Origin of the sequence: Georgenia sp. SYP-B2076, assembly GCF_003991205.1 — a bacterium.
Taxonomy (GTDB): Bacteria; Actinomycetota; Actinomycetes; order Actinomycetales; family Actinomycetaceae; genus Georgenia.
In genome coordinates this window covers 280,928-295,252 of sequence record NZ_RXOZ01000022.1, presented here as the reverse complement: position 1 = coordinate 295,252, position 14,325 = coordinate 280,928, and the positions used below count along the sequence as shown (strand labels likewise).

The following is a 14,325-nucleotide window of genomic DNA, read 5'->3' as shown; positions in this document are numbered from 1 at the left end:
GGGCCTACACCCCCTCGGGGGTGTCGGAGTCCTCCTCGCCCTCGAACGAGCTGGCCTTGCCCGCGCCCATCCCGGCGCCCGACTCCTTGTTTGGCACGCCGCCCTCCTCGGCGGGCTTGCGCTGCCTCTCCTGGAGCTCCTCCTGGCTCAGGTCCGTGAGGTCCCCGCTGTCCTGCTCGCTCATGGCTGACTCTCCTTCGCGTGGGTGTCCGGCGTCCTCCGAGTGTGTGGCAGGCAACCCGGCGCGGCAACGCGACGGCGTACCCGCGGGCGTGCGCGGTAGGTTGCTCGGAGAAGCACAGTCCCCGCGACCGCGCCGAGGAGCCCCCATGATCAAGATTGCGACGACGAGCGTCTTCGTCTCCGACCAGCACAAGGCCCACACGTTCTACACCGAGGTGCTCGGGTTCGAGACACGGATGAACGTCCCCGTCGGCGAGCATCTCTGGCTCACCGTCGGTGCGGTGGGGGCGCAGCACGACGTGTCGTTGCTGCTCGAGCCCGGCGACAGCGAGATCGCCAAGAACTACACCACGGCGCTGTACGCGGCGGGCCTACCGGTGATGGTCTTCTCGGTCGACGACATCCACGCCGAGTACGAGCGGCTCACCGGACTGGGTGTCGCCTTCACCCAGGAGCCCACCGCGCACGGCCCCGTCATCACCGCGATCCTGGACGACACCGTGGGAAACCTGCTGCAGCTGGCGCAGTACGTTGAGCACCCGGAGATGTGAGTCGGGCGTCACAGTGCGGCGGATTCGGCCGCGGAGGCCATGCTGAGGTAATCTCTACGAGGCCCGCCAAGCGGGCCAACGGGCTGTGGCGCAGTTTGGTAGCGCACTTGACTGGGGGTCAAGGGGTCGCAGGTTCAAATCCTGTCAGCCCGACAGAAACGAAGTAAAACCGCAGGTGAGAGCCTCGTCCGGGACAATCGGGCGAGGCTCTCTCGCGCTCGGTGGGCGTTGCTGAAGTCAAGACGTCACCAGCCGGTCATGCCTGGCTCCTCAGCTAGAAGCACTGGAATCACGCCAATTCCACGCGGTCGGGCCGCGCCCGTGCCGTTACCACGCCAGTCATGTAGCCATCGATGTAGCCATGACACACCGGATGGTGCACGAGCCGGATGACGTGGGGGCTCCGTCGCGGCCTCGGGTAGGGCGTCATCGGGCCACGCCAGGACCCGCGCTGAGTCGGACCGCCTGCTCGGCGTGCAGTCTGGCGCGGCCATGCCTCCGTGGCGGTTGCGTCGTCTAGCGGGGCGAAGATGAGCTTGTGGTCGTCCTGTGTGACGACGGCCGAACTCAGTCCGGCCTCAAACCGATTGCCCGGTCGCGGCTGGGGGTGTCGGCGTCGCGGACGAGTTGGTCGAGCAGGAGCCGCCGCGGGATGACATGCTCGATGACGATCCCCATGCCCCCATCTGGCGCGCGCGGTTCGCCTATAGGCAGACCGGTCGGGGGAGTCGCGGGAGCTCCCAGATGTCCCAGAGCGTCTCCCGCAGCACCCCGTGGGTGTCGGGCACGCAGAACGGCAAGAAAGCCGGCCGCGTCGGCGAGGTGCCCCTTGCTGACTGGTCAGGCGCCCGCCGGCTGCCCGGCTCTGGCTCACGGAATGGTGCAGAGCCGGGCAGGTCGGTTACGTCGTGGTGTCAGGCGCCCAGGTCGGCCGTGTTGATGTCCTTGAACGCGTCGGCCACCGAGGGGTTGGACGCGATCATCTCGGAGGCGAACTGGTCGCCGGTCACCCTGAACGGCTCGACCGTGTCGGAGTCGGCGCGGAGCTCGTCAGCCTTCTCAGCCCACTCTTCGGCCGACCCGTCCGCCACGAAGACGCGCGGAAGGCCCGAGAGCACCAGCCGGCCCGCGTGGTTGCCGCCGACCTGGAAGAAGTCGCCGTGCACGGTGGTGTCCTGGTGGGCCAGGTACGTGATGAATGCGGCAACCTTCTCGGGACCCATGGCATCACGCAGGGTCGAGATGATGGTGGGGTGGCTGTAGGCGGACTCCGTCATCGGGGTCCAGGCGGTCGGCATGATCGTGGTGACCTGCACGCCGACCCGGTCGCCCTCCATCGCCAGGGTGTTACCGAGCGCCCAGATCGCGCCCTTGGCTGCGCCGTAGGCGGCCGCGCCCGGGTTGGCCAGCACACCGCTGGAGGAGATCAGGATCAGCCGCCCGGAACCCGACTCGACGAGGTGCGGCCACGCGGCGTGGGCCAGTTCCACGGTGCCCTTGAAGGAGACGTCGAAGACCTTCCAGAACTCGTCCTTGGGCTGCTCGCCGAACAGGCCGACCCGGAGAATGCCGGCGTTGGCGACGACGACGTCGAGCTGACCGAAGCTGTCGATCGCGGTCGTAACGATGCCCTCAGCAGCTGCCGCGACGTCGTGGGTGTCGGCGACAGCCTTCCCGCCCGCGTCGGTGATCTCCTTGACGACAGCCTGCGCGTTGGCCGCGACCACGTCATTGACCACGACACGCGCACCGCGAGAGGCCAAGGTCATCGCGTGGGCCTTGCCCATGCCCTGCCCGGCGCCCGTGACGATCGCGACGCGACCATTGAAGTCCAACATGAAGTCCTCCTGTTCGATGCTGACGGAGCACCGTGCGAGATGCAGGAGCTGCCGCCATGTACTTGCAACCGTGACAACAAACTCTCGGTCGCAGTCCTTTCCCATACGTCCCCGGACCGTGCCATCCAAGAGCGCGCAAGGAGCGCGACTGAGCGCTCCTAGGCGGTACACACCACCGCAGGCTGCAGGATCTCTACAGGACCGGGCAGGCCATCAACCCGTCCGGTCGGGTGGTCGATATCGCCGGCGCCGCCGTCGGGGGCTGTGCGCAGTCAGTCAAGTCTCCGACGGGTGCCACGGCAGCGCTCAGATGACTGGAAACGTCCCCGGGCGAGGAGGCCGCCTTCCGGCGGCATCGACGCCCGCCACGTCGCCGCGCGCCGCGGACGACAGGGTCGGCGCTGCCGTCCCGGCCGCATGATCCGACACCTTCCACCTCGTTATCCGAACCAGGCCCGCGGCTCGGCGACGCCAGACCTCGCGCGAGACGTCGAAGGAGACTCAGCAATGACCTATCACGACGCTGTCTGCGCGATGGGGGTCCAGGGCGCCTCATCGGTTGCCGGCGTCCGCTCGTCAGACGGGCTGACCTCCCAAGGTCAAGACCGCCGCAGAGACGACTTTGTCCTGGCCGTGACGCCTTCCTAGACTCGGGACTGCATGCGGGGCGTTCAGCCATTCGGTACGCACGCCCACGCCGAGGTCCAACCCAAGCACGGACGCAGCCGGAGGACGCAATTGCTCGACGTCGAGCTTCTCAAGATCTTCCTTGCGGTGGCCGAGGAGGGCAGTATCCACGCGGGCGCCCGGAAGCTGATGGTGGCCCAGCCGGCCGTCTCCCGCTCGCTCCAGAAGCTGGAGCGAGAAGTCGGGGCCCAGCTGCTCGTCCGATCCCATCGTGGCGTGGACCTCACCCCGGCCGGCGGTGAGCTTCTTGCGCACGTGCAGGACATCATCCAAAGGATGGAGCGGGTGTCTGACGCCGTCCGCCGCGCCGCTCGACCCAGCCGCCCTGTCACGGTCGGCGTGATCGCCGGAGCCGTCTCGGCATCGAAGCTGACCGAGGCGATCTTCGCGGCCTACGCCGAACGCGTCCGGGGAGTGGAGATCCACGTCCAGGAACTCACCTTCGTCGACCAGTTCAGTCGTATCGAGCAAGAAGCCGTTGATGTCGCACTGGTCCGGCCGCCGTACCGGGGGGAGCAACTCGTGGTCGAACCGCTCTTCGGAGAGCCCCTCGCTCTTGGCTGCCGCGCGGACAACCCGATCGCACGCTTCGCGCGGGTCGACGTCGACGGCATCCTCGACCTGCCGATGGTGGAAATGATCGGGGTGCCGGACTACTGGAACGACTTCTGGTTGCTCAAGCAGCAGCGAGGAGGTAGGGCCGAGGTGCATCGCCGTCCGGTGGCCACTATGGCGGAGCTCCGCTACGCCATGATGACGACGGGTGGCGTCATGCCGATCTCCCAGGGCTCGGTGGGGTACATCGCCTCGGAGCCGATGGCGGCGGTGATTCTTGACGGTGCGCCGCTGTCCGTCGCCGCGGTCGCCACGCGCCGGGGCGAGGCGCGCCCGGAGGTGCTGGAGTTCGCGGCCTGCGCCCGGCGCGTGACACGAAAGTTCGTCAACCGCATCGAGGGCGGCGTGCTCCTGACCTGACCAGGGAACCTCTACATTGCCTTGGTCAACGATTAGATGGCGCCGCGACCTGCGGTGCACACGGACCGTGGGAGCAACACGCCCGAAGGGCACCACGACGGGCAGGCGTGTCCACATGGTCCGTCACCGGCCGCGTCACGGGACTAGGGGCGCACGTCGTGCGAGTCGCCCTCGAGCGAGGGCATTCGTGGTCGTGGACGCTCGACACCCGAGGTCCACGGGCGGCGCCGTCTGGATGACCCGCACCTCGCTGGGCGAGAGGGGCGACCTCCGCCACGTCGTCCCGGTGTGTCATGCGGGTGGGCGCGAGCGTCCCCACCTGACCTGAGGTTCGCCCTCGCACGAACCTGCCGGCCGGGCCCCAACGCGGAATGGCCGGCGCGCTTGCTGTCCGGCACCTGAGCGCCACCACAGGTGATGCGGGCGAAGCATCCCCTGATGCCCAATCAACGGCTACCGGGACCTTTGGCCCACCGGCAGGCTGAAGGAGTCAGCAGGAGCCGTCGACGCAGACGAACCTACCCACCGCGACACGACGAGGACGTCGTCAGTGGATGTGGTCGCCGCAGACGGCACCGACGCACCGGGCTCCTCCGGGGCCGCGTCAGAGGGGGAAACCATGGCCGGAACCATCGTCACCGAAGACATGACCGTCGTCGAGCTCGCTCAACGGCTCGCTGAGGTGCTGCGCCGTCTCCAGGTCCTCGAGGACAAGGAAGCCCTCGGCAGCCTGATGAACAGGTACTGCCGGACATCCGATGCCAAGGACTGGGACGGATGGATGCGGTGCTTCGTCGAGGACGCGGAGTTCGACTTCGGGCCGTTCGGCACTCACCACGGACGCGAGAAGATCCGCGAGGTCTGCGAGGCCGCTGAGGCGTCGTACGTCGACATGCAGCACTCGATGACCAACATGCAGTTCGAGATCGCCGCAGACTCCGCCACCGGGACGGCGTACCTGTGGTTCGCCGGCATCCCCGACCCGTCGAAACCGGGGGAGCACTTCGACATCGGTGGCCCCTACCGGTGGGAGTTCCGACGCACCGACGAGGGCTGGCTCCTCAGCAAGATGCAGCTGCGCATGGTGTGGACCCGCGGCAACGAGGACGCGAGCGTCTTCTGACCGAGCCCCCGCCTACGACTGAGCACACCACCGAAGAGGAGAAACAGATGTCCACCGTTATCGACCAGGAACAGGTCGTCATCCCCGACGACGTCGCGCGCTCCGTGATCCTCCCCTCCTCCTACCGGGACGAGGCAGGCATCGTCCACCCGGCCCTCGCCTGGCTTCGGGCGAACATGCCGTTCGCCCGGGCGGAGGTGGACGGGTACGCCCCGATCTGGTTGGCGACGAAGCACGCCGACATCATGGAGATCGAGAAGACCCCGAAGATCTTCCGCAGCGGACTCGGTGAGCCCTACATCAACTCCAGCGTCGACACCGAGTTCCTCAAGGAGATGAACGAGGGCCGGCGCGGGCTCGACACCCTCGCCAACATGGACGCGCCGGAGCACACCAAGATCAAGAACGTCACCAGCGCGTGGTTCATGCCGGCGAATGTCCGCACCCGCGAGGAGTCGATCCGACGAATCGCACGGGCGTCGGTGGAGAAGCTGCTGTCCTTCGACGGCGAGTGCGACTTCGTCAAGGACGTCGCCCTGTACTACCCGCTGCACGTCGTCATGAGCCTCTTCGGCGTCCCCGAGCAGGATGAGCCGACCATGCTCAAGCTGACGCAGGACATGTTCGGCAACTCCGACCCGGAGCACCAGCGGAAGGACGTCCCCGCCACCCCCGAGGCCGCCGCACGTGCCTGGCGCGCGGCCATCCTGGAGTTCCACGCCTACTTCAACGAGCTGGCCGCCGCCCGGAGGGCGGAGCCCACGGACGACCTCGCCTCCATCATCGCTAACGCCAAGGTCGACGGCGAGTACCTTCCCGACTCCTTCGTGAACGGCTACTACATCGCGATCGCCACAGCCGGTCACGACACCACCTCCGCGACCACGGCGACGGCGATCCAGCAGCTGGCGAGCCGTCAGGAGCAGTTCCAAGCAGCCCAGGCCGACCCGAGCCTGATCCCCGGACTGGTAGACGAGGCACTGCGCTGGGCCTCGCCGGTGAAGCATTTCCACCGCATCGTCGGCGAGGACACCGACTTCCGCGGCCGCCGTCTCGAGGCCGGGCAGAGCGTCATGCTCATGTACCCCTCCGCGAACCGCGACGAGGACGTCTTCGACAACCCGTGGGAGTTCGACATCACGCGCCGCCCGAACAAGCACATCGCGTTCGGGTACGGGCCCCATCAGTGCATCGGACAGCACGTCGCGAAGCTCGAGATGCGCATCTTCTTCGAGGAGCTCCTGCCCCGGCTCAAGTCCTTCGAGCTCGCCGGGCCCGTCAACTACGTCGAGGCCAACTACCTCTCCGGCTTGAAGACCCTGCCCATCCGCTTCCGGAAGGCATGACGATGGGCCCGTCCAGCGCGCCCACCAGCGTCTTGGTCGTCGGGGCCGGCCACGCCGGCACCGCCACGGCGGTCGCGCTCCGGCAGTACGGCTTCGCCGGGCACGTGACGGTCCTCGGTGCCGAGGCGGAGCACCCGTACCATCGCCCGCCCGTCTCCAAGGCGTACCTGTCCGACGACGCCCAGCCGGAGCTCCTCAAGGGCCCCACCTGGTTTCAGGACAACGACGTCGATCTCCGTCTCGGCCGACGCGTCACCTCGGTCGACCATGGTTCCGGGCGCGCAGTGCTGGACGACGGCGACGTCCTCTCGTTCGACACCCTCGTCCTCGCAACCGGTGCGCGGGCGCGCGCTATTCCGCTGAGCCTGCCGCGCGCCGGGTGCTGGACACTCCGCACGTTCCGCGAGGCGGTCGCGTTCCGCCAGGTGCTGCGGAACGGCGCACGGATCGTCATCGTCGGCGGCGGGTTCATCGGCCTCGAGGTGGCCGCCGCCGCACGGCGATCCGGCTGCGCCGTCACGGTCGTCGAGCGTGAGGCGCGGTTGCTCCAGCGCATCGCGAGCCCGGTGCTCTCCCAGGCCGTCACCCGTTATCACCGGGACCAGGGCGTCGAGATCATGCTCGAGGCCTCGGTGACGGAGATCGTCGAAGGAGCGGACGGCAGCGCCCGCGCCGTGCGCCTCGCGGACGGCACGGAGCTCGAGTGCGACGCCGTGGTCATCGGGGTCGGAGCCGATCCGCGCGATGATCTCGCCCGGGAGGTCGGCGCCGACTGCGACGGCGGCGTCCTGGTCGACGGGGGCGCGCGCACCAGCGTCCCCGGCGTCTACGCGGTCGGGGACGTCACGCGGCGAGAGGTCGCCGGCTACGACGGGCGCTTCCGGCTCGAAAGCATCCCGAACGCCGGCGAGCAGGCGAAGCAGGCGGCTGCCGCCATCGTCGGCGCGCCGCCCCCGCGGCCCGAGGTCCCGTGGTTCTGGTCCGACCAGTACGACCTGAAGGTCAAGATCGCCGGTCTCCTCGTGGGGGCCAATCATCACGTCGTCCGAGGCGATCCGGACGCCGGGCAGTTCGCGATCTACCACCTCGACGCCCAGCAGCGCCTGGTGGCCGTTGAGGCCGTGAACTCGGCGGGCGACTTCATGGCCGGCAAGAAGTGGATCGCCTCCCGCGCCACACCGTCGGTCGACCTGCTGCCCGATTCCACTGTCCCCCTGCGGGAGCTCGTCCCCGCCTGATTCTCGGAGGTTCCGATGAAGATCACCTACACCACCGCCGACGGCGTCCCGCAGCCCGTCGAGACCGAGCCCGGCATGAGCCTCATGGAGGCGGCCGTGCTCAACGGCGTCGACGGCATCGTCGCCGAATGCGGCGGCGGCTGCTCCTGCGCCACCTGCCACGTCTACCTCGACCAGGGCTGGTGCGACACGTTCGACGAGCCGGCCCCCGAGGAGTCGTCGCTGCTGGAGTTTCTCGATGGCGTCGAGCCGAACTCACGCCTGTCGTGCCAGCTGCTCTTGCGGCCCGACCACGACGGGCTGTGCGTGCGCACGCCGGCCTCCCAGGGCTGAACGCCCCAGCACCAGCCATCCCCGAACAGTCACCGCCGCTCGGCCGAATCCCAGCGCAGCGCTCGGCGGGCAAGCCCCCAACGAAGAGGAGTAGTCATGACCGTGACACAGGAAACCATCACCCGCGACCGCCTATACATCGGCGGTGAGTGGGTCGCGCCGACGACGGAGCGGACCTTCACCGCCGTCTCCGCCTCCACCGAAGAGGTCATCGGCCACGCGCCCGAGGCCGCCGAGGGCGACGTCGACCGTGCCGTCACAGCCGCGCGCGCCGCGTTCGACGACCCGCAGGGCTGGTCGCGGTGGGACGTCGGGCGCCGCGCCGATACGATCGAGCGCTTCGCGGACGCCGTCGAGAAGCGGGCCGGCCAGACCGCCCGCCTCGTCAGCAACCAGAACGGCATGCCAATCTCGATGTCCGAGGCGGTCGAGGGCGGCTTCCCACCAGTCGCGCTGCGCTACTACGCGGGCCTGATCCGCGACGGGATCGAGGAGCGCCGCGAGGGCGTCTTCGGACGGGCCACCCGGGTTCGCCAGGAGCCCGTCGGCGTCGTCGCCGCGATCGTCCCCTGGAACTTTCCCCAGGCGCTCGCCTTCACCAAGATCGCCCCCGCGCTGGCTGCGGGCTGCACGATGGTCATCAAGCCCTCGCCTGAGACCGTCCTCGACTCCTACCTGATCGCGGAGGCCGCCGAGGAAGCCGGCATCCCGGCGGGTGTCCTCAACTTTGTGCCCGCCGGGCGCGAGGTCGGCGCCTACCTGGTCTCCCACCCGGGGGTCGACAAGGTCGGGTTCACCGGCTCGACGGCCGCCGGTCGCTCCATCGGTGAGGCCTGCGGGCGGCTCCTGCGCCCGGTCACCCTCGAGCTCGGCGGCAAGTCGGCCGCCATCGTGCTGGACGACGCCGACCTCGCGTCGCACACGGCGGACTTCGTCAATGCGACCCTGCAAAACCAGGGACAGACCTGTTACGTCTCCACCCGTATCCTCGCCCCGCGGTCCCGCTACGGCGAGGTGGTCGACTGGATCACCGAGACCGTCGCCGCGCTCAAGGTCGGAGACGCGCTTGACCCGGTGACCGAGATCGGGCCGCTCGCCTCCGAGCGGCAGCGCGAGCGGGTCGAGGGTTACATCGCCAAGGGGATCGCCGAGGGCGGGCGTCTGACGACCGGTGGCAAGCGGCCCGCCGGCCTGGACCGTGGCTACTTCGTCGAGCCGACCGTCTTCGCCGACGTCTCCAACACCGACACGATCGCCCGCGAGGAGATCTTCGGCCCGGTCCTCGCCGTCATCCCCTACGAGACGGACGCCGAGGCGATCGCACTCGCGAACGACAACGAGTTCGGGCTCGGCGGGTCGGTGTGGAGCCGCGACACCGAGCGGGCGATCGAGGTGGCCCGGCACGTCGACTCCGGCGGCCTGGGCATCAACTACTACAGCCACGACATCGGGTCCCCGTTCGGCGGGGTGAAGGCCAGCGGTCTCGGCCGAGAGCAAGGCCCCGAGGGGCTGGCCGCCTACCAGGTATCCAAGACGATCTACAACGTGCCGTGACGGCCACCGGCGGGTTCCGCCCGTGCAGTCACCTCCACCCATCAATGACGAAGATTGGACAGACACCATGACGGAGTACGACTACATCGTCGTCGGCGCGGGCTCCGCCGGCTGCGTCGTCGCAGGACGTCTCAGCGAGGACGGACACCGCGTCCTCCTCCTCGAGGCGGGCGGGGACGACGACGACGACCTCATCCGCACGCCGCTCCTCTTCTCGGGCCTGTTCCAGGGCGAGAAGGACTGGAACTACAACTCCGAGGCGGAACCAGGACTCCATGGCCGACGCGTCTACCTGCCGCGCGGCAAGGTCCTCGGCGGCAGCTCCTCGCTGAACGCCATGTTCTACATGCGAGGCACGCACGAGGACTTCGACCAGTGGGCCACCGACCACGGGGCGACCGGCTGGTCCTACGAGGAGGTGCTGCCCTACTTCAAGCGGTCCGAGAACAACCCCGACATCCGCGACGAGTACCACGGCACCGACGGACCGCTCCACGTGACGACCCAGCGCTGGTTCAGCGGCTACGCCGACGCCTACATCGAGGCAGCCCTCAACCTCGGGATCGAGGCCAACCCCGACTTCAACGGGGAGAAGCAGGCAGGGGTGGGTCTGCTCCAGGTCACGGTTCGCGATGGCCAGCGGTGCTCAACCGCCGACGCGTTTCTGCGGCCGGCGCTCGGCCGCTCGAACTTCACCCTCGTCACCAGGGCGACGGCGCGACGGGTCCTCGTCGAGAACGGACGAGCCGTCGGCGTCGAGTACGAGCACGACGGCGAGGTCGTCACGGCGCACGCCCGGGGCGAGGTCGTCCTCAGCGCCGGTGCCTACAACACCCCCCAGCTCCTCATGCTCTCGGGCCTCGGACCCGCGGAGCACCTGCGGGAGGTGGGCGTCGACGTCGTCCTCGACCTGCCCCAGGTCGGGCAGAACCTCCAGGACCATCCCTTCACCCTCACGCACTACGCCACCGACCAGCCCAACACCCTCGCAGTGGCGGGGGCGCACGGCGCCCTCGAGGAGTGGACGCAGTCCCGGTCCGGCGTGCTGAGCTCCGCCGCGGGGGAAGCAGCAGTCATGTGGAAGTCCGACCCGGCGCTGGCCAGCCCGGACTTCCAGATCATCTTCGTCCCCGGCTGGTTCTGGGACCACGGCTTCCGGGCGCCCTCCACGCCCGGCATGTCGATCGGCCTGTCCTACAACGGCCCGTCATCACGCGGGTCGGTCAAGCTGCGCTCCTCCGACCCGCACGCCGCACCGAGGATCGTGAGCAACCTCCTGAGCCAGCAGTCCGAGGTCGACGCCGTGCTGAGGGCGCTTGACTTCGTCACCGAGCTGACCAACCAGGAGCCGCTCAGGGGGCTGATCACGGAGCGGGTGAACCCCGGCCCGGCGGTCGACAAGGACATGATGGAGCACTGGGTCCGCGCCGAGACGCAGCACATGTACCACGCGGCCGGCACGTGCCGGATCGGCACCCCGGAGACCGGAGTCGTCGACCCCGAGCTCCGGGTGCACGGCATCGAGGGCCTTCGCATCGCCGACGCCTCCGTGATGCCGCAGATCACCAGCGGAAACACCAACGCCCCCTCGATCATGATCGGCGAGAAGGCGGCCGACCTCCTCAAGGGCATCCGATCCGCGCGCGAGCCGGAGGCGGCGCAGTGCCCCTTCCTGGCCGCGACGACCGGCGTGGCGTGACCAGCACCTCCTGACGAGATGGCCGGTGGCGGCCCGAGCCGCCACCGGCCACGCACCCGAAAGGCGTCAACGATGACAGATCTGCTCAGCTCCACCCGTGTGCCGGACGACCTCGCGCAGGCCGTGATGCTCCCCGGGCCCTACGCGGACGAGGAACACATCACCTACCCCGCACTGGCCTGGCTGAGGAAGAACCAGCCGTTCGGCCTCACCCACATCGAGGGCTACGACCGGACGTGGCTCGCGACCAAGCACGCCGACATCATGGAGATCGAGAAGACGCCGCAGATCTTCTCCAGCGCCATGGCCGACCCGTTCCTGCTCGACAAGGCCGGTCGGGAGTACATGCGCGCCACCAACGGCGACAAGCGCACCCAGGACACCCTCGCCTACATGGACGCGCCCGAGCACACCAAGATCAAGAACGTCACGACGGCGTGGTTCATGCCGGCGAACGTCCGCAAGCGGGAAGAGGACATCCGCACGCTGGCGAAGAGCGCCGTCGACCGCCTCATCACAGGCGAGCGCACGGTAGACATCGTCAAGGACTTCGCGCTCTACTACCCGCTCCGCGTGATCATGAGCCTGTTCGGCGTCCCGCCCGAGGACGAACCCAGGATGCTGCACCTCACCCAGAGCCTGTTCGGCACCACGGACGAGGACACCAAGCGGGACGACGTCGACGACAGCGACGGCGCCAGCGCGCGGGCATGGAAGGCGACGCTCCAGGAATTCTTCGACTACTTCAACGTCCTGTCGGCCGACCGCCGCCGGAACCCGACCGACGACCTCGCATCGATCATCGCCAACGCCAAGGTCGACGGCGAATACCTGCCCGAGTCATTCGTCAACGGCTACTACGTAGCCATCGCCACCGCCGGGCACGACACCACGTCCTCGACGATCTCGGGCGCGATCGAGCAGTTCTGCCGCCATCCGGAGCAGCTCGAGGCCGTCCGCGCCGACCCCAGCCTCGTGCCAGGGGTCGTCGAAGAGGCGCTCCGCTGGGTCTCACCCGTCAAGCACTTCTTCCGTGTCGTCAAGGAGGACACCGAGTTCAGGGGCCAGACCCTCCTCCAGGGCGACGGCGTCATGCTGCTCTACCCCTCCGCGAACCGCGACGAGGAGGTCTTCGAGAACCCCGACACCTTCGACATCACTCGCAAGCCCAACAAGCACATCGCGTTCGGGTACGGCCCACACCAGTGCATCGGGCAGCACGTCGCCCGTCTCGAGATGCGCATCCTCCTCGAGGAGCTCATCCCGCGTCTGGCGAAGGTTGAGCTCGCCGGAGAGCCGCAGTACGTGGCCGCCAACTTCCTGTCCGGACCGAAGACGCTGCCGGTCCGGATCACTCCGGCCTGACGCCCGTCCCGAACTCACCTCCGCCGGGGCAACCAGCGGAACGCCCCCAACACAAGTCCAAACACCACAAAAGAAGGAAGACACCATGGCCGACGGACCCTACCTCGCCTTCGAGGTCTACCGCTGGGCAGGCACCACGTACGAGGAGTTCCGCACGCACTACAAGGACGTGCACGCACAGATCGGGAAGAAGATCCCCGGCCTCGTCTGGTACGAGACGTTCATGAACAACAACGCCCAGGAGGGGTGGCCAGTCATCGGCGGCGCCCCCAAGCCCGACGCCCTGGTCGTCATGCAGTTCGACTCCGAGGAGTCCAAGCAGAACATCGGCAACTCGCCGGCATGGCTGGAGGCCGCCGAGGACGACATCGGGTTCTGCAGCCACTTCGAGATCTTCGATGTGGAGCGGTTCACCTGGATCCCCGAGGCGTCACCTCGCGAGCCGCACCGCGAAGAGGCTGCCGTCGGCGTGGAGTGAGCAGACCCGGGCTCGCAGGCGGGATGCCTCGGGAGGTAACTCTCGTGGCATCCCGTCGTCCGAGAAGAGGTCGGTCCCCAAGGCGGGGACGGCAGGAGGTACTCGTGGCAGGAGACGGCATGACGATTGGAATCATCGGGAGCGGCAACGTCGGCAGGGCGGTGGCACGCCTGGCCGTGCGGGCGGGATTTGACGTCGTGCTGAGCAACTCGCGAGGGCCGGAGAGCCTGGCGGATGCGGTCTCCGAGCTCGGCGAGCACGCACGCGCGGGCTCTGCGGCCGACGCCGCACGGAACGGGCGCGTGGTCCTCGTGGCGGTGCCCCTGAAGGCGTGCGCCGACCTACCGGTGGAAGCCTTCACCGACAAGGTGGTGATCGACGCGACCAACTACTACCCCGCTCGCGACGGGCAGATTCCCGAGCTCGACGACGCGTCGACGACGACGAGCGAGCTGCTGCAGGCGCACCTGGCGAACTCCAAGGTCGTCAAGGGTCTCAACAGCATCGCTGCCGACACGCTGCCCCGGCTTGCCCGTCCCGCCGGCTCGGACGATCGAACCGCCCTGCCGGTCGCGGGCGACGACCAGGCCGCGAAGGCGGCGGTGATCGACCTGCTCGACCGGCTGGGGTACGACGCGGTGGACGCCGGCCCGTTGTCCGAGGGGTGGCGCTTCCAACGGGACACCCCCGCGTACGTCGCCCCGTACATGGGACCTGGTGGCGTCGCCGACGCCCGGCCCACATCTGCCGAGAGAATCCGGACGGAGCTGCGCCAGGCGGACCGGGACCACCAAGCCATCTCGTGACGCCCGGTGCTACTACCGGTCCGTCCGTTCGCTCAACCTCACGGCAGATGCCGCCGGCTCGAACGGAGGTTGGGGCGGTCCAGGTGCGCCGACGAAGTTCTACGATCAAAGAGCGGTGTCGCTGTGCGGTGCACCGTCGAACGGATTGG

General features: G+C 68.5%; 13 protein-coding genes and 1 tRNA gene. 12 read left to right on the top strand and 2 right to left on the bottom strand.

Translation table 11 applies throughout. From position 1 onward, the window contains the following. Nucleotides 1-4: 4 nt before the first annotated feature. The gene (locus EJK16_RS19595; protein WP_164737297.1) at nucleotides 5-184 is read right to left on the bottom strand and encodes a hypothetical protein; all 180 of its coding nucleotides are present in this window, start codon (nucleotides 182-184) and stop codon (nucleotides 5-7) included. Between the two features lie 145 nt (nucleotides 185-329). Here EJK16_RS19595 and EJK16_RS10675 point away from each other — a divergent pair, with 145 nt between their 5' ends. Together EJK16_RS10675 and EJK16_RS10670 are read left to right on the top strand one after the other, a co-directional pair. Then, a complete protein-coding gene (locus EJK16_RS10675) occupies nucleotides 330-734 on the top strand; it encodes a VOC family protein (protein ID WP_127129095.1) in 405 nt (134 codons plus the stop codon). Nucleotides 735-813: 79 nt separating this feature from the next. After that, nucleotides 814-887: transfer RNA gene (locus EJK16_RS10670), tRNA-Pro, on the top strand. A gap of 761 nt (nucleotides 888-1,648) precedes the next feature. Here EJK16_RS10670 and EJK16_RS10665 read toward each other — a convergent pair. Then, nucleotides 1,649-2,572: an SDR family NAD(P)-dependent oxidoreductase gene (locus EJK16_RS10665; protein WP_164737296.1), complete on the bottom strand. Its 924-nt coding sequence runs from the start codon at nucleotides 2,570-2,572 to the stop codon at nucleotides 1,649-1,651. 738 nt (nucleotides 2,573-3,310) lie between these two features. Between EJK16_RS10665 and EJK16_RS10660 the strand changes: the two genes are divergently transcribed. The 10 genes from EJK16_RS10660 to EJK16_RS10615 all read left to right on the top strand — a co-directional run bounded on the left by EJK16_RS10660 (nucleotide 3,311) and on the right by EJK16_RS10615 (nucleotide 14,176). Further along, nucleotides 3,311-4,234: a LysR family transcriptional regulator gene (locus tag EJK16_RS10660; protein ID WP_164737295.1), complete on the top strand. Its 924-nt coding sequence runs from the start codon at nucleotides 3,311-3,313 to the stop codon at nucleotides 4,232-4,234. A gap of 619 nt (nucleotides 4,235-4,853) precedes the next feature. Then, nucleotides 4,854-5,357, top strand: a complete 504-nt coding sequence (locus EJK16_RS10655) for a nuclear transport factor 2 family protein (RefSeq protein ID WP_127129089.1) — start codon at nucleotides 4,854-4,856, stop codon at nucleotides 5,355-5,357. Between the two features lie 47 nt (nucleotides 5,358-5,404). Further along, a complete protein-coding gene (locus tag EJK16_RS10650) occupies nucleotides 5,405-6,703 on the top strand; it encodes a cytochrome P450 (protein WP_127129087.1) in 1,299 nt (432 codons plus the stop codon). A 2-nt stretch (nucleotides 6,704-6,705) separates the two neighbouring features. Continuing rightward, on the top strand, nucleotides 6,706-7,941 hold the full coding sequence (locus EJK16_RS10645) for an NAD(P)/FAD-dependent oxidoreductase (RefSeq protein WP_164737294.1): 1,236 nt from the start codon (nucleotides 6,706-6,708) through the stop codon (nucleotides 7,939-7,941). Nucleotides 7,942-7,956: 15 nt separating this feature from the next. Beyond that, a complete protein-coding gene (locus EJK16_RS10640; protein WP_127129083.1) occupies nucleotides 7,957-8,274 on the top strand; it encodes a 2Fe-2S iron-sulfur cluster-binding protein in 318 nt (105 codons plus the stop codon). A 96-nt stretch (nucleotides 8,275-8,370) separates the two neighbouring features. Continuing rightward, nucleotides 8,371-9,828, top strand: a complete 1,458-nt coding sequence (locus EJK16_RS10635) for an aldehyde dehydrogenase (RefSeq protein ID WP_127129081.1) — start codon at nucleotides 8,371-8,373, stop codon at nucleotides 9,826-9,828. Nucleotides 9,829-9,895: 67 nt separating this feature from the next. Then, entirely contained in the window at nucleotides 9,896-11,527 is a 1,632-nt protein-coding gene (locus EJK16_RS10630) for a GMC family oxidoreductase (RefSeq protein ID WP_127129079.1), read from the top strand. Nucleotides 11,528-11,599: 72 nt separating this feature from the next. Beyond that, the gene (locus EJK16_RS10625) at nucleotides 11,600-12,892 is read left to right on the top strand and encodes a cytochrome P450 (RefSeq protein WP_127129077.1); all 1,293 of its coding nucleotides are present in this window, start codon (nucleotides 11,600-11,602) and stop codon (nucleotides 12,890-12,892) included. An 85-nt stretch (nucleotides 12,893-12,977) separates the two neighbouring features. Further along, complete coding sequence (locus EJK16_RS10620) at nucleotides 12,978-13,370, top strand: EthD domain-containing protein (RefSeq protein WP_127129075.1); 393 nt, start codon at nucleotides 12,978-12,980, stop codon at nucleotides 13,368-13,370. A 23-nt stretch (nucleotides 13,371-13,393) separates the two neighbouring features. Then, nucleotides 13,394-14,176, top strand: a complete 783-nt coding sequence (locus EJK16_RS10615) for an NADPH-dependent F420 reductase (protein WP_370276011.1) — start codon at nucleotides 13,394-13,396, stop codon at nucleotides 14,174-14,176. Nucleotides 14,177-14,325 lie beyond the last annotated feature (149 nt).

Coding starts and splice junctions, on each gene's coding strand:
- EJK16_RS10675 (WP_127129095.1), top strand. CDS start 330: ATGATCAAGATTGCGACGACGAGCGTCTTCGTCTCCGACCAGCACAAG.
- EJK16_RS10650 (WP_127129087.1), top strand. CDS start 5,405: ATGTCCACCGTTATCGACCAGGAACAGGTCGTCATCCCCGACGACGTC.
- EJK16_RS10620 (WP_127129075.1), top strand. CDS start 12,978: ATGGCCGACGGACCCTACCTCGCCTTCGAGGTCTACCGCTGGGCAGGC.
- EJK16_RS10640 (WP_127129083.1), top strand. CDS start 7,957: ATGAAGATCACCTACACCACCGCCGACGGCGTCCCGCAGCCCGTCGAG.
- EJK16_RS10645 (WP_164737294.1), top strand. CDS start 6,706: ATGGGCCCGTCCAGCGCGCCCACCAGCGTCTTGGTCGTCGGGGCCGGC.
- EJK16_RS10655 (WP_127129089.1), top strand. CDS start 4,854: ATGGCCGGAACCATCGTCACCGAAGACATGACCGTCGTCGAGCTCGCT.
- EJK16_RS10630 (WP_127129079.1), top strand. CDS start 9,896: ATGACGGAGTACGACTACATCGTCGTCGGCGCGGGCTCCGCCGGCTGC.
- EJK16_RS10635 (WP_127129081.1), top strand. CDS start 8,371: ATGACCGTGACACAGGAAACCATCACCCGCGACCGCCTATACATCGGC.
- EJK16_RS10615 (WP_370276011.1), top strand. CDS start 13,394: ATGCCTCGGGAGGTAACTCTCGTGGCATCCCGTCGTCCGAGAAGAGGT.
- EJK16_RS10625 (WP_127129077.1), top strand. CDS start 11,600: ATGACAGATCTGCTCAGCTCCACCCGTGTGCCGGACGACCTCGCGCAG.
- EJK16_RS19595 (WP_164737297.1), bottom strand. CDS start 184: ATGAGCGAGCAGGACAGCGGGGACCTCACGGACCTGAGCCAGGAGGAG.
- EJK16_RS10665 (WP_164737296.1), bottom strand. CDS start 2,572: ATGTTGGACTTCAATGGTCGCGTCGCGATCGTCACGGGCGCCGGGCAG.